General features: G+C 74.3%; 13 protein-coding genes. 7 read left to right on the top strand and 6 right to left on the bottom strand.

The genetic code is table 11. The features are described 5' to 3' along the window. Window positions 1-4: 4 nt before the first annotated feature. Entirely contained in the window at window positions 5-1,540 is a 1,536-nt protein-coding gene (locus tag MicB006_RS16950; RefSeq protein WP_116507384.1) for a M1 family metallopeptidase, read from the bottom strand. Window positions 1,541-1,735: 195 nt separating this feature from the next. Here MicB006_RS16950 and MicB006_RS16945 point away from each other — a divergent pair, with 195 nt between their 5' ends. Both MicB006_RS16945 and MicB006_RS16940 read left to right on the top strand, forming a co-directional pair. After that, window positions 1,736-2,521 carry an SGNH/GDSL hydrolase family protein gene (locus tag MicB006_RS16945; protein ID WP_116507382.1) on the top strand — a complete coding sequence of 262 codons (786 nt, stop codon included), beginning with the start codon at window positions 1,736-1,738 and terminating at the stop codon, window positions 2,519-2,521. A gap of 117 nt (window positions 2,522-2,638) precedes the next feature. Then, window positions 2,639-5,317, top strand: a complete 2,679-nt coding sequence (locus MicB006_RS16940) for a hypothetical protein (RefSeq protein ID WP_116507381.1) — start codon at window positions 2,639-2,641, stop codon at window positions 5,315-5,317. A gap of 130 nt (window positions 5,318-5,447) precedes the next feature. Here the strand turns inward: MicB006_RS16940 and MicB006_RS16935 are convergent, their stop codons facing one another. Further along, entirely contained in the window at window positions 5,448-6,908 is a 1,461-nt protein-coding gene (locus MicB006_RS16935) for an MFS transporter (protein WP_116507379.1), read from the bottom strand. Between the two features lie 276 nt (window positions 6,909-7,184). Between MicB006_RS16935 and MicB006_RS16930 the strand changes: the two genes are divergently transcribed. Then, a complete protein-coding gene (locus MicB006_RS16930) occupies window positions 7,185-7,766 on the top strand; it encodes a TetR/AcrR family transcriptional regulator (protein WP_192900087.1) in 582 nt (193 codons plus the stop codon). 113 nt (window positions 7,767-7,879) lie between these two features. Here MicB006_RS16930 and MicB006_RS16925 read toward each other — a convergent pair whose 3' ends face one another. From MicB006_RS16925 to MicB006_RS16915, 3 genes are all read right to left on the bottom strand, one after another. After that, the gene (locus MicB006_RS16925; protein WP_116507375.1) at window positions 7,880-8,461 is read right to left on the bottom strand and encodes a Fic family protein; all 582 of its coding nucleotides are present in this window, start codon (window positions 8,459-8,461) and stop codon (window positions 7,880-7,882) included. Further along, window positions 8,458-9,045 carry a Panacea domain-containing protein gene (locus MicB006_RS16920; protein WP_116507373.1) on the bottom strand — a complete coding sequence of 196 codons (588 nt, stop codon included), beginning with the start codon at window positions 9,043-9,045 and terminating at the stop codon, window positions 8,458-8,460. Before MicB006_RS16920 ends, MicB006_RS16925 begins: the two co-directional genes overlap by 4 nt. A 156-nt stretch (window positions 9,046-9,201) precedes the next feature. After that, window positions 9,202-10,611 carry an alkaline phosphatase PhoX gene (locus MicB006_RS16915; RefSeq protein ID WP_116507371.1) on the bottom strand — a complete coding sequence of 470 codons (1,410 nt, stop codon included), beginning with the start codon at window positions 10,609-10,611 and terminating at the stop codon, window positions 9,202-9,204. A 182-nt stretch (window positions 10,612-10,793) separates the two neighbouring features. Here MicB006_RS16915 and MicB006_RS16910 point away from each other — a divergent pair, with 182 nt between their 5' ends. The 4 genes from MicB006_RS16910 (at window position 10,794) to MicB006_RS16895 (ending at window position 15,510) form a co-directional block, all read left to right on the top strand. Further along, complete coding sequence (locus MicB006_RS16910) at window positions 10,794-13,310, top strand: FtsK/SpoIIIE domain-containing protein (RefSeq protein WP_116507369.1); 2,517 nt, start codon at window positions 10,794-10,796, stop codon at window positions 13,308-13,310. Next, the gene (locus MicB006_RS16905) at window positions 13,307-14,113 is read left to right on the top strand and encodes a hypothetical protein (protein ID WP_116507367.1); all 807 of its coding nucleotides are present in this window, start codon (window positions 13,307-13,309) and stop codon (window positions 14,111-14,113) included. The genes MicB006_RS16910 and MicB006_RS16905 overlap by 4 nt, the downstream gene beginning before the upstream one ends. A gap of 159 nt (window positions 14,114-14,272) precedes the next feature. After that, the gene (locus tag MicB006_RS16900; protein WP_073830945.1) at window positions 14,273-14,536 is read left to right on the top strand and encodes a DUF6244 family protein; all 264 of its coding nucleotides are present in this window, start codon (window positions 14,273-14,275) and stop codon (window positions 14,534-14,536) included. 170 nt (window positions 14,537-14,706) lie between these two features. Next, entirely contained in the window at window positions 14,707-15,510 is an 804-nt protein-coding gene (locus MicB006_RS16895; RefSeq protein ID WP_116507365.1) for an alpha/beta fold hydrolase, read from the top strand. A gap of 39 nt (window positions 15,511-15,549) precedes the next feature. On the opposite strand, the gene MicB006_RS16890 is transcribed toward MicB006_RS16895, so the two are convergent. Next, on the bottom strand, window positions 15,550-17,142 hold the full coding sequence (locus tag MicB006_RS16890) for a GMC family oxidoreductase (RefSeq protein WP_116507363.1): 1,593 nt from the start codon (window positions 17,140-17,142) through the stop codon (window positions 15,550-15,552). Window positions 17,143-17,156: the final 14 nt, after the last annotated feature.

Below are 17,156 nucleotides of genomic sequence, written 5' to 3'. Positions count from 1 at the left end.
TAGGTCAGCGGCCGAGCAGGTCGTGCGCCGCGCGGATCTTCGCCCACGAGGCCGGCTGCGCCGGTGCGGCGCTCGTCCGCGCGGCGGCGGCCACATCGGGCCGGCCGGGCGTGAACAGCCAGGTGGTGAACACCGCGTCGAGGTCCCGCCCGGAGATCCGCTCGGCGAGCGCCTGGAACTGCGCGACGGTGCCGTTGCCGTACTGACGCTTGGCGGTCCAGGTGCGCAGGATGCGGAAGAACGCGGCGTCGCCGACGGCGAGGCGGATCTGGTGCAGCGCCATCGCGCCCCGGTCGTAGACGGCGTCGTCGAAGATCCCGCTCGGGCCCGGGTCGCCGGGGCGCACCTGCCAGAACTCGGAGTCGGCCGGGTAGCTGTCGTAGGTGAAGTCGAACAGCTCCTGCGCGGTGCCCTCGCCCTGCTCCTCGGACCAGAGCCACTCCGCGTACGAGGCGAAGCCCTCGTTGAGCCAGATGTGCCGCCAGTCCGCCACCGACACCGAGTCGCCGAACCACTGGTGGGCGTTCTCGTGCACAACCACGTACGGGTTGGCGCCGCGCCGCCAGAAGCCGGGGCCGTACACCGGGCGGGTCTGCGTCTCCAGCGCGAAGCCGATGCCGTCGACCGGCCCGGCCACGCCGCCCTGCGCCTCGAACGGGTACGGGCCGAACAGCCCGCTCTCCCAGTCGACGATCTCGGCGGTGCGTTCGATGCTGGCCCGCGCGGCGGGCAGGCGCTCGCCCAGCGTGGTGCTGTAGGCGTTCACCACCGGCTGCCCGTTCGGCGCGACGTCGGTGACGATCTCGTACTGCCCGATGGCCAGGAACGCCTGGTACGTGGCGCCGGGTTTGACGCTGCGCCAGCTCCACCGGGTGCGGTTGCCGGCCTCGGGCAGCGGGTCACGCGGCTGCACGCCGTTGCTGATCACCTCGACGCCGGTCGGCACCGAGACCGAGATGTCCCAGGTGGCCTTGTCCTTCGGGTGGTCGTTGCTCGGGTACCACCACCAGGCCGACTCGGGCTCGTTGACGGCGAGCGCCCCGTCGGCGGTACGGGTCCACGCGGTGTAGCCGTAGACGGTGGTCTGTGACGGCACGCCGGCGTACTTCACCACGACGGTGAGCTGCTGTCCCTTGGTCAGCGGCCGGGCCGGGGTGACGACCAGCTCGTGGTCGCCGGCGCGGGCGAAGCCGGCGACCCAGCCGTTCACGCGCACCGACTCGACGTCGAGGAGGAAGTCCAGGTTGAACCGGGACAGGTCCTTTGTGGCGGTGGCCAGGATCGTGGTGGTGCCGCTGAGCCGGTCGGTGGCCGGCTCGTAGCGCAGCCGGATGTCGTAGTGCCCGACGTCGTAGCCACCGTTGCCGTAGTCGGGGAAGTAGCTGTCGCCCAGCCCGGGGCTGCCGGGCGTCGGGGTGGCCGCCGCGGGTTGCGGCCGGCCCCATCCGGCCGGGGCGGCCTGGCCGGGCGCGCCGGTCACTGTGGTGCCGGCCGCGGTGAGGGTCAGGGCGGCGATGGCCGCCGTGAGTGCGCGTCGCACGGGGACTCCCTCCGTCGGGTGTCGTCACCGCCAAACTAATCGACACGTGTGAACGCATCTGTCCCGTCCGGTCGATCTCGGCTATTCAATTTTTGCGAATGTTTCGATAGCATTACCGACCAGTAACAGCACCGATCCCTCGGCCACGCGCGCGGTCAACGGGCTCCACCACCCCTGCCCCGTGGAGGCTCTGTCATGTCCCGTCGCGTCCGTACCGCGTTCGCCGCCGTCCTGGCGGCCGTTCTCGGCGCCGTGCTCCTGCCCGGCGCCGCCCGGGCGGCCACCGTCAACTACGTCGCCCTCGGCGACTCCTACTCCTCCGGGGTCGGCGCCAGCCCGTACGACCTGTCCACCTGCCTGCGCAGCCAGAAGTCGTACGCCCCGCTGTGGGCCGCCGCCCACTCGGTCACCAGCTTCAAGTTCCCGGCCTGCGGCGGCGCGGTCACCGCCGACGTGCTGAACAACCAGGTCGGCCAGCTCAGCACCAGCACCACGCTGGTCACCATCACCATCGGCGGCAACGACGCCGGTTTCGCCGACGTGATGACCAGTTGCCGCTTCGGCAGCACGTCGAGCTGCGAGAGCGCGGTCAACGAGTCCAAGGCGTTCACCACCGCGACGCTGCCCGGCCGGCTCGACGCCACGTACACCGCGATCCGCAACCGGGCCCCGAACGCCCGGCTGGTGGTGCTCGGCTACCCGCGGCTGTTCGAGACCGGCTCCTGTGGACTGCTCGCCATGAGCAGCTACAAGCGCACCATCCTCAACCAGGCCGCCGACACGCTCAACGGCGTCATCGCCGGCCGGGTCGCCGCCGCCGGTGGCACGTTCGTCGACGCGCGGCCGTTCTTCGCCGGGCACGGCGTGTGCGCCGCCGACCCGTGGATCCGTGACGTCAGCGGCGTCATCGAGGCGTACCACCCGAACGCGAACGGCTACCGCTACGGCTACCTGGCCGCGCTGACCGCGGCGATCGGCTGATCCGCATGTGAGGAGAGGGCCCCGCTCGACAACCGTCCGTCGAGCGGGGCCCCGCCCTTGCCGGGTTGCATCGAGCATCGACAATGGTGCGACACCCCGTGTGACCCGGAGGTGACCATGCGCGAACCGGCGACCCGGCCGCGGCCGGTCCGTGAGCAGTTCCCGGCCGGTGGCCCGGAACTGCTCACCCTGCTGGCCTGGCTGCTGCGGCGTCCACGCCGCGGCGACCGCCGGCTCCCGCTGCTCTGGCTGGTCCGGCCCACCGGGGACGGCGCGGTCGCGGCCCTGCTACGGCGTTTCGCGGCGCGCCGGGCCGGGCGGCGGGTACCGCACGCCGTGCTGGATCTGACCGGCCGCCCGGCCGGAGACGACGTCGCGGCCGTGCTGCGCGAGCTGCACCGGCAACTCTCCGTGGAGGCGTTCGGCGCGCCCCGGCTGCGGTTCCGGCACTATCCGCTGGCCGACTGGCTGATGCATCAGACGCTCGCCGTGGACCTGGACGCCGCCGACAGCGGCCGGACCGCGCTGGTACGTCGGCTGCGGGACTGGCGGGGACGGCGCACCCGTGAGGACCCCCAGGTCGGCGGCGACTCCGGCCTCGGCACCGCACTGCACCTGCTGCTCTGGCTGCTCTGGCGGGCCGTGCCCAGCGTCGTGTTCCGGATCGCCGTCTCCGGCCGGGTGCCGCTCGTCGGACGGCAGTACCGCTGGTTCATGCGCCAGCAGTACCTGGCGCCCCGGCAGTCGGTGACGTTCCTCGGCTTCGCCGAGCGGCTCACCGCCGGCTGGCGCGACGGCGAACACCCGGCCCAGGTGGAGAAGCTGCTGCTGCACGCGTTCCTGGAGGACCTGCGCCTGGCGTACCGAAGGCGGTTCTGGCGGCCCGGCGACTGGCGCCGCACCGCCTATCCGGTGCTGGTGCTCGACGGCGCGCGGCCGGACAACGTCGGGCACACGCTGGTCCGGCTCGTCGACGAGGTGCGCAACGAGACCGGCCGCAACGACCCGCTGCTCGTCGTCGCGGTCGCCGCCGACCCGCCCCCGGAACCGGCCGCGGCCCGGCCGCTGGACCAGGCCGAGGAGGCGTACGAGGAGTGGGCCGAGGCGCTGCCGGAGAACCGCCGGCTGCGCCGCCCCGGCGCCTGGCTGATGCTGCTGGAGGCGGACGACAGGGACGTCGACGTCCCGGTGGGAGGCGTCCCGCCGGCCCTTGTCGCGCCCGACCCGCCCTGGTGGGCACGGCGGTTCCTGCCCGCAGCGGTGGCCTTGGCGCTCGTCGCCGGGCTGGGTGTGTGGGCGCACGGGCGGTGGGCGCCGGACTGCCGCCCCTGGCCCGCCGACCGGGTCGCCGTCCGGCTCGTGGCCGGGGAGTGCGTCGGCTACAGCGACACCGCCGGGCAGGTCTTCAACAGCGAACCCGGGCAGGACCGGCTGCGTGCCGTGCAGCGGCGCATCTTCGCCCAGAACCGGGCCGCCGAGGAGGTGTGGCGGCGCAGCGAGCACCGCCGCCCCTATCTGACGCTTGTCTACCTGGGCAGCCTCACCGGGAACCGGACCCGCGCGGACGAGGAGTCCTACGTCTCCGAGCGGGAGGAACTGGAGGGCATGGCCACCGCCCAGTACGCCCTGCTCCAGGAGTCGGCGGCGGCGGACGACGCGGCGCTGCTGCACATCGTGGTGGCGAACGCCGGGCGGCAGATGCGGCACGCCGACGATGCGGTACGGATGCTGGAGGGGCTGGCCCGCGACGACCCCACCGTGCTCGGCGTGGTCGGGCTGGTGGACAGCCGCACCAGCACGGCGGCGGCGCTGCGCGAACTCAACCGGGTCGGCCTGCCGGTGCTCGCCCCCACGCTGTCCGCCGACCGGATGGACGCCAACTCCAGCCTCTACCTGGCCATGTCGGCGCCGAACCGGGACCAGGTGCGGATGGTCGAGGCGTACGCCCGGCAGGTGCTGCGGGTGGGGGAGGCGCACGTCTACTGGACCACCGGCGAGGGCAGCTCGCTCGCCGACGACCTGTACGTCGCCACGCTTGTCGACGGCCTGCGGGAGCGCTTCGGCGACCGGATCACCCGGCTCGACGAGTGGCGCAGCGGGCGGCGGCTCACCCAGGAGTGCGGCTACCCGGGGATGCTCTTCTTCGCCGGCCGCTGGTCGGAGTTCGACGGGTTCATGCGCGCGCTCAAGGAGTGCGGCGCGAACCCGCCCCGGCACCTGGTCGCCGACGACTCGGTGAACCGCTACATGGCCAACCCGGGGCTGCGCGCCAGCGCGCCGGGCAACCTGCCGGTCACCTACGTGTCCAAGGCCGCGCTGGCCACGTGTGCGTCGCTACGGGCCGCGCAGGCCGGGCGCGACGACGCCCGGGGCAGTTTCCTCACCTGGATCGGCGCGGACGGCCTGCTCGACCCGCCCCGATGCCGCGCCGGGGCCGGCCCGCCGGTCGGCGAGCGGGTCAGCCTGGCCTACGACGCCACCATGATGACGGTACGCGCGCTGGAGAGCCTCGCCGCCCGCCTGCGCCACGCCGACACCGGCCGCCGCTGGGAGCCCCGCTCGGTCAACCCGGTCGGGGTGCACGCCGAGGTGCTGCGGCAGAACGCCGCCGGCGGCTACCCGGGGGTCAGCGGCCTCATCCGGTACGCCCCGGACTCCGGTGAACCGGTCGCGAAGCGGCTGGCGCTGCTCACCGTCGCGAAGGTGCCCGACGTGGACGCCGCCCCGGTCGAGGTGTTCCACTGCGGCGTAGCCGACACCGGCCCCGACCCCGGCTGCCGCGTCGCCCCACGCTAGTACGCAGCGCCATGCGTGATGATGGTTGGAGTTCGAGGTTGTCGGATGCCGTACTAGGCAGCCAGGGAGGCAAGAACTGTCTCTCGCGCACGCGCCGGGCGGGGCTCCCGTCTGCTCGTACCCCCTGGGGTCAGCGGGCCGGGGCCAGCTCCGCGGCCCGCGCCGGCGTCAGGTCCGGCACCGCCGGGCCGATGCGCCGCCGCGGCCAGCGACGGCGGCCGGAGGGTACGGCGAGCGCGGCCAGCGCCGCGGCCACCGAGATGCCGGTGAGCAGCAGGAAGCCCGCCGTGAAGCCGGCCTCCCGGGGCAGCCCGCTCGGCTGCGGATTCGCGGTGATCACGGCGCTGGCGAGCGCCGCGCCGATCGCGCCGCCGATGGTACGGATGTTGGCGTTCATGCCGGTCGCCGCGCCGGTCTGTTCGGCCGGCACGTTCGCCACGATCAGGTTGGCCATCGAGGCGAACGCCAGGCCGATGCCGAGGCCGACCAGGCCACCGGCGATCCCGACCTGCCAGCGGGTGTCGTGCGCGACCGTCAGCATGGCGGCGGCCGCCACGTTGAACACCGCGCCGGTGCTCAGCTGCGCCTTGGCGCTGAACCGGGACTGCAGGCGCCCGGCCAGCAGGCCGGCCACGAACATGCCGACGAGCATCGGCAGCATCAGCAGCCCGGCCTGGGTGATGCTGGCGCCGAAGCCGTAGCCGGCGCTGGTCGGGATCTGCGCGAACTGCGGCAGGAACGCGTAGACGGCGAACATCGAGGCGCCGTAGAGCAATCCGACGAGGTTCGTGGTCCAGACCGCCGGCAGGCGCATCATCCGCAGGTCGATCAGCGGGTTCGCGGCCCGGGCCTCGGTCGCCAGCCAGGCGACCGCGAGCACCGCGGCCAGCGCCAGCAACCCGACCACCCGGCCGGAGCCCCAACCCCACGCGGCGCCCTTGCTGACCGGCAGCAGCAGCGTCACCAGCCAGCCGGACAGGAGTACGGCGCTGAGCCAGTTGATCCGGCCCGGGGTGCGTACCGGCGAGCGCGGCACGAACCGGTGCGCGGCGAGCGCGGTCAGGCCGACCACCACCAGCGGGATCCAGAACAGCCACCGGTAGCCCAGCGTGGCCACGATCGGCCCGGCCAGCACCACGCCCAGCCCGCCACCGACGGCGACGACCGCGGAGATCGAGGCCACCGCCGAGCCGACCCGGGCGGCCGGGAACTCGTCGCGGATGATGCCGAACGACAGCGGGAAGACGGCGCCGCCGATGCCCTGCACCACGCGGGCCGCGATCAGCACGCCGATGCTGGGGGCGACGGCCGCCAGCAGGCAGCCCAGCGCGAGCGCGGCGAGCGAGAAGACGAGCGTCTTCTCCTTGCCGACCATGTCGCCGACGCGGCCGACGATCGGCGTGAAGACGGACGCGGAGAGCAGGTACGCGGTGAGCACCCAGGTCACCGTGTTCGGCGAGGTGTGCAGGTCGTGCTGGATGGTGGGCAGCACCGGCGTGATCAGCGACTGGAGCATCGCGAAGAATCCGGTGCCGGCGGCCAGCACGAGGAAGGTGAGCCGGCGCGAACCGCGCCGGGATGAGTGGATCATGTGGGACGACTCCCCGTTCTCGGTACGAGACTGGTGGCCGCTCGCGCGGTCGTGCGGCGGTGGCGGCCGGGTGGCGCTGGTGCTCAGCGGTCGGCGGGCATGGTGGGACCTCCCCGGGTTCGGGTCGGGGCGCGAGGATCGCGTGGCCGGATGGGCGGCCGGAAGTCCGGAGTAAGCTATCCGGAGGGGTGGCTCCGGTCCGTAACCGGAGGCGTGCCTCCATTAACCTAGCGGAGGGTTGCCTCCGGTTGCAAGACGGAAGGGGTGACGCGCGTCATGACCGACGCCGACGTGCCCGGTGAGGTCTTCTCCCGCCGCCCGAAACGGGCCGACGCCCGCCGCAACTACGACGCGCTCATCGCCGCCGCCCGCGAGGTCTTCGGCGAGCACGGCGCGGGTGCGTCGCTGGAGGAGATCGCCCGCCGGGCCGGCGTGGGAATCGGCACGCTCTACCGCAACTTCCCCCACCGGCGGGACCTGTTCGAGGCGGTCTACGTCGAGGAGGTGCGTGCGCTCAGCGCCTCCGCCGCCGACCTGGCCGACGAGCCGCCGTGGGACGCCCTGGTCGGCTGGCTGCACCGGTTCGTCGCCTACGTGGCCACCAAGCGGGCGCTGGCCGAGGAACTGGTGCACGACTCCGAGGTCTTCCGCAGCTGCCGCACCGAGATCTACGCGACCGGCGAGCCGCTGCTGCGCCGTGCCCAGGAGGCCGGGGCCGCTCGGCCGGACGCCGGGTTCGACGACGTGATCCGGCTGATCAGCGGGCTGGCCGCGTACCAGTTCCCGGACCCGGCGCAGCGCGACCGCGTCCTGGCCATCGCGCTGGACGGCCTGCGCCCGCCGGCCGGCGTGAGCTGATACGTCTCGTCGCCCGGCCGTCTGTCGACGTGACGCAACAAGGGCTGCTCGGCGCGGGAGGAAGTGGCGGGCGCGGCCGTATCCCTCCATGATCCATGACTGAGGAGCGTGGCTCAGCTGATCCGCCGGACGACCGGATCGAGCGCTGCCGTCAGGAGGTCCGTCTCGCCGGTGTTCAGGTGCTGGACGCATGCGGCGATGTTGTCCGCCGCATCGAGTTCCGACCAGTCGAGCAGGTAGCCGGCCGCGGCGCCGAGCTGGCGCAGGAAGGCGCGCAGGGTCCGTCCGTTGCCCTCCCGGAACGGATGGCAGACGTTCAGCTCCCCGTAGTAGTGGGCGAGTGACTCGACGAACGCCTCGCGCCTCAACCCGAGCAGGAAACCGTCCTCGGACAGTCCGGTGAGGACGGTACTCACCTGGTCGTCGATGAACCGCCAGTGGCAGAAACGGGCCCCGGGCTTGCTGATGTCGACCGTACGGGTCTGACCCGCCCACTTATACAGGTCACCGAAGAGATGGCGGTGGAACGCCTGGAGGTGACCCAAACCGTAGTTGCCAGGGATGATGGTCCGAGCGGCCTGCACGTCCCGGATCGAGACGAGGCGAAACTCGGCGTCGCGTAGGGCGGCGGCATCCCTCAGGCCCAACTTGTTGGCCAGGCAATCCGTACCCGGCCAGCAGTACGGATCGGTCATCCGCGCAGGCGGGCGATCTCTTCGGCGATCAGATCCTCAGCGCTCACCAGACCCGAGGCCACGTCGCGAAGGCGCTCCTGCCACTCCTCGTCGAACTCCTCGCCCTCGATCGCGGCGTTCGCAGTGGCCAGGGCGACAGCCGTTTCTGTGCTCGCCATCTGCCTCGCGTAGTAGGTCCGCATCAGGTCGGTGTCGAGAGGTTCGGAGGAACTGGCGGACTCGGGCAGTGCCCCCCGAGCAGCTCGCCAGGGCAGCTCGTTGTGCGTCATGGTAGACAACTCGGCCGCCGAGAATTTTCCGTACTCGCGGGTGACCCAGCGGATACAGCCGAGCTGGGCGTCCGTGAGCCGGGAGGCATCCCCGAGCGGCCAATCCGACACGTAGAGCTGCTGGCGGTGCTGCCGGTAGAGCAGGGGAACGACAGGGCCTTCCCGCCAGGCCTCGATCGGCTCGGCGAACAGCGGTGCTCCGGTGCGGGCCAGGTGCCACCCCTGGCAGTAGTAGACGAGCTTCTCCAGCTTCATCGCCGTGACGCGGCCGACCTCGGCGAGCACTGCCGCGGCAACGTCGTGTGCGTTGGCCATCGGGGGACACCTCCTTCTTCGGCCCTGCTCAGAGCGTACCGATGATCCGCCTGGCCAGGCGACCCGCGGAGCTGTGTCGAATGGGACGTCCGCCGCATACCGGCACTGCCCGGCCGGCGGCTCCCGAGCGAGAACCGCCGGCCGCTCGCCGTCCCGTCAGCGGTGCCCGTTGCGCGGCCGCCCCCACGGGCCGGTGATCGCGAACACGTACCCCGGCGACTGGATGTTGGCGAACAGCGTCTTCCCGTCCGCGCTGAACGTCGGCCCGGTGAACTCGCTGTCGTTCAGCTCGTTGCGCGCCAGCGGATACGCCTTGCCCTGCTCGGTGACGCCGACCAGGTGCGACACGCCCTCGCCGTCCTCGGCCAGGATCACCCCGCCGTACGGCGACACGGTGATGTTGTCCGGCCCGTCGTAGTTGCCGTCGTCGGCCTCCGGGTCGGTGTTCACCCCGAAGATGGTCTTCAGCGTCACGGTCTGCCGGCGCGGGTCGTAGAACCACACCTGCCCGTCGTGCTCGTTGGCGCTGCCGTCGTCGTGCCGGGCGTAGCTGGCCACGAAGTACGCGCCGCCGTCGCCCCACCAGGCGCCCTCCAGCTTGCGGCTGCGGGTCACCTCCGTGTCGGTGAACTGCTGGCGTACCGAGACGGTGCGGGCGTCGCGGTCCGGCACCTCGACCCACTGGACCCGGTAGCGGGTGCCCGGCGTGGTGGCCTCGGACAGGTCGGCCACGTGGCCGTCGCCGCGCAGGCAGCGCATCGCGGCGAGGCTGCCGGCGGTGTCGCCGTCGGGCCGCTGGGCGAGCGCCCGCAGCGCGCCCTTGCCGGCCCGGAAGCCGGGCGGCGGCGTCCACCGGAAGTACAGGCCGTTGGGCCCGCTCGCGTCCTCGGTCAGGTAGATCGAGTGGGTGTACGGGTCGACCGCGACCGCCTCGTGCGAGTAGCGGCCGAGGAACGTCAGCGGCACCGGGTCGGTGTTGGCGGACCGGTCGTGCGGGTCGACCTCGAAGACGTACCCGTGGTCCTTCAGATACCGCCCACCGGCCCGCTGCTCGGTCTCCTCGCAGGTCAGCCACGTGCCCCACGGGGTGATGCCACCGGCGCAGTTGTTGTGCGTGCCGGCCACGCTGACGTACTCGCGCAGCCGCCGCCCGTGCCGGTCCACCTCGATGGTGGTGGTGCCACCGCGGGCGCCCGGGTCGTAGGTGAGACCTGCCAGCGCCGGCACCGGGTACGGCTCGTCGCCGCCGATCTCGTGGTTGTTCACCAGCACCGAGCCGCGCGGGCCGCGGAAGCAGCCGGTGCCGTCGGCGTCGCTGGGGGTGGGCTGCCCGGACTCCAGCAGCGTCGCGCCCGCCTGCGCGACCACCGTATACGAGAAGCCGGGCGGCAGCGCCAGCAGGCCGGCCGGGTCCGGCACCAGGTCGCCGTAGCCGACGGCGGGACGGCACGCGGGCCGGGCCGCGGCCGGTCCGGCGATCGCCTCCAGGCTGCCGGCCACCACGATGCCGAGCCCGCCGGCCACGCCGCCGCGCAGCAGGGACCGCCGGGGAAGAGGTGAGGTCACGTCGTCGCCTTCCTGTGCGCACGATTGCCTGGAGGAAGGCAAGCGGGGCCGGGGGAACGGCGGGCGGCGCGCCCGCCCGCCGCCGGTGAACAGTGGACGAATCCCCGGTGCGGAGCGCCACGTGCCGCTGTGGTGCGCGTCCGTTAGGGTTCCCTCGATCGCATGACGTCGGAGGGCGGACGGTGGGAAGACTCGCTTCGGCGTACCGGCAGGCGGTCGATCGGCACCGGCGGGCCCTGCGCCACTGGGAAGCGGCCCGGCACCTGCTCGGCGCCGCCGGTCCGGCGCCGGTCGGCAGCCCCGAACTTGTCGCGCGGCTGGCCCGCCTCGGCGGTGAGCTGGCCGCCGCGGTGCCCGGCACCGCCCGGGTCGCGACCCACCCCGTTCCGGTACGCCTCGGCGCGGCGACCACTGTCGACGGCGCGTTCCCGGTGCTCGTGCCGGTGGGGGCGGGTGCGCACCTGGCGCTCGATCAGGACGCCCGCGACCCGCGCGTGGGCGAGCTCCTGCGGGCGGTGGTGGTGCGGCTGCTGACCGCCGCTCCGGCCGGGGCGATCCGGGTCGTCGGCATCGACCAGGCCGCCTTCGGCGCGGCGTTCCTGCCGCTGCGCCCGCTGCACGACGCCGGGGTGCTCGCCGCGGCGGCGACCACCGAGGCGGAGACGACGGCCCTGCTCGACGCGGCCGAGCGGCACGCGCGTACCGCCCAGCGATCCGCGCCGGAGGACCGGGAGCTGCTGGTCGTGGTCGCCGCGTCCGCGCCGCCGCCCCGCGAACTGGCCCGACTGGCGGCGCTCACCCACGCCGGCCCCGCAGCGGCGGTCTGCGTGCTGCTGGCCGGCCACCCGCCCGCCGGCCCGAGCGCCGCGCCGCCGCTGGGCGCCACCACCCAACTGCGGATCACCGAGCGGTACACGCTCGTCGGTGACCCGCCCGGCCGCCCGTTCAGCGCCGACGGCAGCGGGCTGGCCGCGCCGGTGGTCCTCGACGGCGACCCGTCGCACGCCGCGGTGACCGCGCTGGCCCGCCGGTACGCCGAGGCCGCGGACCAGGACGGCGTCACGTTCGCCGACCTGCTGCCGGCGCAGCGCTGGGCCGGGTCCGCCGCCTCCGGCCTGCGTACCGTGCTCGGCCGGGCCGGCCGCCGCCCGCTCGCAGTGGCGTTCGACGACGCCACGCCGCACTGGCTGATCGGCGGGCGTACCGGCGCCGGCAAGACGGTGCTGCTGCTCGACGTGCTCTACGGGCTGGCCGCCCGCTACTCCCCGGCCGAGCTGCGGCTGATGCTGCTCGACTTCAAGGAGGGCGTGAGCTTCACCGAGTTCGTGCCCACCGACCGGGACCCGTCCTGGCTGCCGCACGCCGACGCGGTGGGCATCGAGTCCGACCGCGAGTACGGCGTGGCGGTGCTGCGCGGGCTGCGCGCCGAGCTGGGCCGCCGCGCCGACCTGCTCAAGCGGCACGGCGTCAGCCGGCTCGCCGACCTGCCGCCCAACGCCCGGCCGCCCCGGATCGTCACCGTGATCGACGAGTTCCACGTGCTGTTCGCCGGCAACGACGCGCTGGCCCGGCAGGCCGTCGACCTGATCGAGGAGCTGGCCCGCAAGGGCCGCTCGTACGGCCTGCACCTGGTGCTGGCCAGCCAGAGCACCACGGGGATCGAGGCGCTCTACGGCCGGGCCGAGGCCATCTTCGGCCAGTTCCCGCTGCGGATCGCGCTGCCCGGCGGGGACGCCGTGCTGGACCCGCGCAACGACGCCGCGCGCGGGCTCACCGTCGGCACGGCAGTGGTCAACACCGCCGCCGGCGCGCCCGGCGCGGACGTGGAGGTGCGGTTCCCGGACGCGCACGCCGCCTCGGCCGACCTGGCGTCGCTGCGCCACGAGCTGCACGCGTCCCGCCCGGCCGGATCGCGCCCGCCGTCGGTCTTCCGGGGACACGAGACGCCCCGGCTCACCGACGACAGCGCCTGGACCGCGCTGACGCCCGGCGCCGACCCGCCGTACGCGCTCGTGGGCCGCGTGGTCGACGTCGCCGGCAGCCCGGCCGGGTTCGCGCTCGACGCCAGCCCGGGCCGGCACCTGGCGGTGGTCGGCACCGCGGCGGTCGGCGCGGAGGTGCTCCGGTCGGCCGCGCTCTCCCTGGCCCGGCAGCACGCGCCCGGCACCGCCCGGTTCCTGTTCGCGCCGCTGGCGCCCGGCACCACAGACGCCGCCGACGACCTGGCCATGACGCTCGCCGCCGCCGGGCACCCGGTCCGCCGCTTGGACGCCGAGGCGCTGCGCGCCCAGCTCGCCGAGGCCGCCGCAGGTGACGACGCGCCCTCCGGGCGCACCTACCTGGTGGTGTTCGGGATGGACGCCGCCGCCACGACGCTCGCCGCCTCCGACCCGGCGACGTTCCGCTCCGGGTACGACGACCTGCGCGCCGTGCTGCGCCAGGGGCCCGCGCGCGGCGTGCACGTGCTCGGCTGGTGGCGCGGGCTGCGCCGGCTCGCCGACGACCTCGGCGGCAGCGGGCACCGCGACGACGTCACCGGGCTGGTCGCGCTCAACGTGCCCGCCGCCGACCTGGGCCTGCACCTCGGCGTGCACGACCTCGCGTACGTGCCGCGCGAGGGCCGCGCCCTGCTCGTCGACCGGCACGAGCACCGCACCGCGCTGATCGTGCCGTTCGCCGCCGGGAGTGATGTTCCATGAGTGGATTCGACGAGTACGCGGCGTTGCTGCGGGAGCTGTCCACCCGGCAGCGGGGCGGGGAGCGGGAGATCGCGGCCGAGGCGGAGCGCCGCCGTGGCCTGCAGGACGCCGTCGACAAGCTGGGGCAGCGGCTCGCCGCCCAGGGGCAGCACCTGGACCGGCTGGGGCAGGCGATCGGCACGCCGATGACCTCGGTCCCGGCGGAGGCGCCCGCACCGGCGGTCGCTGTCGCCGCCGGACCGGGCGCGCCGGAGACGGCAGATGCGGGCGGGCGGGCGGTCGCCGTACCGGGGGACGGCTCGACCGGCGGCGCAGCCGCCGCGCCGGGGCAGGCGGGCGTCGGGGCGTACCCCTCTCCGGGTGTGCCCGCGCCGCGGGCGGGTGACCCGGCGGCGGAGCTGGCGGCGGCGGAGCGGCTCGCCGGGGAGGCCGACGGGTACGGGCAGCAGGCCGACGCGCTGGCGCGTACGCCGGTGCTGCTGCCGACCTGGTCCGCGCCGGCCCGGGCGGTCGCGGTGTACGGTGGCTGCGCGCTCGTCGGCTCGCTGCTGATGCTGGTCGCGCTCGTGGGGTCGCCGGTGCCGGTGGCCGGGCTGGACCTGGTGGCGGCGCTGTCCTGCGCCGGGGTGCCGCTGCTGTCCTTCGTGGCCGGTCAGGTCGTGCTGGCCCGCTGGGGCCGCCCCGCGCTGGCCGGCGCTGAGGCCACGCCCGGGCGGTACGTGCCCCTGGGCTTCGTGATCTGCGCGCTGGTCTCCCCGTCCCTGTTCTGCGTCTACCTGCTCCTCTTCCGCCTCCTCCGCTGACCCCCGCCCCCGCCCCGCCTCGCGCCGTCGATCATGGACTTGTGGCCCCTGGGGTGGGCTTGATGTGGCTTTTGCCGGGGCGGAAACTGCAAGATCGCGAAGGCGTGGGGGTGAGGGAGGGCGGTAGGCTCGGCGCGGGTGGTGAGCTGGGGAGGGCTTGTGAGCGCGGCGGAGATCATCGCGAGGCTGGCGGCAGCGGCGCAGAAGCTGGACGAGGCCAAGGCACGCACGGCTGCCGCGGCCCAGGACGCGGCGGAGGCGCGGGCGCTGGTGGCAGGCGCGCTGGAGGGGGCCACGGCCGGGCCGCTGATCGGCGCCATCGACTCCTACCGGCAGGCGCTGGCGCAGGCCGCGCAGGGCGGGGAGCCGGCCCGGCAGCACGTCCAGGAGACCATCGCGAAGGTCCAGGCGCTGGGCAACTGAGGGCCCGGCCCGGCTTGCCGGTTTGCGCGGAGGGCGCGACAAGGGTTACCGCCGCGTAACTTTTCATTGACGTGTGTGAAATCGGACACGCATCATCGTGTCCACGATCGATCGGATCCCACCCGTCCCCTCCCGGTCCGCCCGGGTGCCTCCCCCCGGAGGTGCAGCCCATGCTGCTCCGAACGATCCTTGCCGCCACCACCGCCGCCACCGTCCTGCTCGTCCCGGCCGCCGCGCAGGCGGCCGCCGCCGAACCCGCCGCCCCGTCGAACACGGCCACCGTCACCACCGCCGCACAACGGGCCGCCGCCGCGGCCGCCGACCCGGTGATCGTGGTCGGCGGCCTGAGTGGAATCTCCATCGCGTACGAGCCGCTCGCCGCCCGGCTGCGCGCCGACGGCTACCGGGTCTCGATCTACCAGTTGCCGAACCTCGGGCTCGGCGACATCCGCGAGTCCGCCCGAGCGCTGTCGTCCTACGTGGACCGGGTCCGCGCCGCCACCGGAGCGGACCGGGTCGACCTGGTCGGCCACTCCGAGGGCGGCCTGGTCAGCCGCTGGTACGTCAAGTACCTCGGCGGCGCCGCGACCGTCGACCAGTACGTCAGCCTCGGCAGCCCGCAGTACGGCACCTACGTCGCCAACCTGGTCGCCTTCCTCGGGCTGGGCAGCTGCGCCGGGGTGATCGCCTGCCAGCAGATGACGATCGGGTCGAGCTTCCTGGCCGACCTCAACGCCGGTGACGACACGCCCGGGCCGGTCCGCTGGGCCACCGTGCGCACCTGGCAGGACGAACTGGTCCGGCCGGTGGACAACGCGCTGCTCGCCGACGGCGCCACGAACGTCCTGGTGCAGGCGTGGTGCCCGCTGCGGGTCGTCGGCCACCTCGGGCTGGTGCTGGACGGCACCACGTACACGGTGGTGCGCCAGGTGCTCGCCGGCGCCCCGGTCCAGCCGAACTGCTTCGCGGTCTGACAGCCGTGCCCGGGCCCGCGACGGCGGGCCCGGGCACGGTCAGCTCCCGTCCCGCCCGCGGATCACGTCGGCGGCCCGCCAGGCCAGCGCGCTCACCGGGGCGCTGGTCCAGCCCGCCACCATCACCGGCAGCACCGACGCGTCGACCACCCGCAGCCCGTCGACGCCGCGTACCCGCAGCCGCGGGTCGACCACGTGGTCGTCGCCGTCGCCCATCGCGCAGGTGCCGATGGCGTGGTAACCGCAGTAGCCGCGCGCCACCGCCGCCTCGACGATCTCCGTGTCGGTCCGGACCGCCGGGCCGGGCACCGTCTCGGCCTTGATCCGCTTCGCGATCGGCCCGGTGCCGAAGAACTCCCGCATCCGGCGGAACAGGTCCGCCGCCACCCGCCGGTCGTGCTCGGTGGTGAGGTAGTTCGCCACGATGGCCGGCGGCGTACGCGGGTCCGCGTCGGTGATCGCCAGGCTGCCCTCGCTGTCCGGCCGGGTGACGGTGCCCAGGCACATCAGGCCCGGCTCCCGTTCCAGTTCGAGGGCCTTGCCGGGCCGCGGCGGCGCGGCGGAGAACGGTGCCATCAGCAGGTGCGTGTCCGGGCGGTCCAGGTCGGGCCGGGACTTGACGTGGGCCGCCACGTCGAGCACCGGCAGGGCGAGCGGGCCGCCCCGGGTGAGCAGCCAGCGCAGCGCCGCCCGGGCCTGCCCGAGCGGGCTGCCGATGGTCATGTTGTGGCCGCCAGGTTCGGCGAGGCGGTACTGGAGCACCATCGACCGGTGCTCGCGCAGCCCCGCGCCGACCCGGGGCCGGTCGAGCAGCACCGGCACGCCCGCGGCGCGCAGCGTGTCCGCCGGTCCGATGCCGGAGACCTGCAACAGGTGCGGGGTCGCGAGGGCGCCCGCGGCGAGGATCACCTCCGCGGCCGCCCGGCGCTCGACCTCCCGGCCGTCGCGTGCCACCCGTACGCCGACCGCCCGGCCGCCCTCGACGAGCACCCGCAGCACGACGGCGCCGACCTCGACGGTCAGGTTGGGCCGGCGCCGCACCGGGTGCAGGAACGCGTCCGCGGCGCTGACCCGCCGTCCGTCGTGGATGGTCGCGGTGGGGTAGCCGATCCGCTCGTCGTCGTCGGCGTCCAGGTCGTCGGCCCGGCGCCAGCCCAGCTCGGCGCCGGTGGCCACCATCTCCTCGGCGAGCGGATCGGTGCCGGTGGCGATGGACAGCCGCACCGGGCCGCCCACGCCCCGGTGCGGCGCGGGCCCGAGCGGGTGGTCCTCCAGCCGCGTGAACACCTGCCGCATGGCCGACCAGCCCCAGCCCAGCGGGTCGAGGGCGTCCCAGTCGCGAGCCGCGCCGCGGCTCCAGATCATGCCGTTCACCGACGTCGAGCCGCCGATCATCCGGCCGCGCTGCCAGATCTCCTCGCGGCCCGGTCCGGTGCCGGCCGGGTAGTGCCAGGCGGTGCGCTCGTCGTCCATCAGCCGGGAGAACGCCTTCGGCACCCGCACGTACGGGCTGCGGTCCCAGCCGCCCGCCTCCAGCAGCAGCACCCGCGTCCCCGGATCCTCGGTGAGCCGGTTGGCCAGCACGCATCCCGCCGCGCCGGCCCCCACGATGACGTAGTCGAACTCCTCCACAGCGGACCCCCACT

Source organism: Micromonospora sp. B006 (assembly GCF_003408515.1).
Taxonomy (GTDB): domain Bacteria; phylum Actinomycetota; class Actinomycetes; order Mycobacteriales; family Micromonosporaceae; genus Micromonospora; species Micromonospora echinospora_A.
Note: the sequence above shows the minus strand (reverse complement) of the source record. Positions and strands in the feature narration are given on the sequence as shown.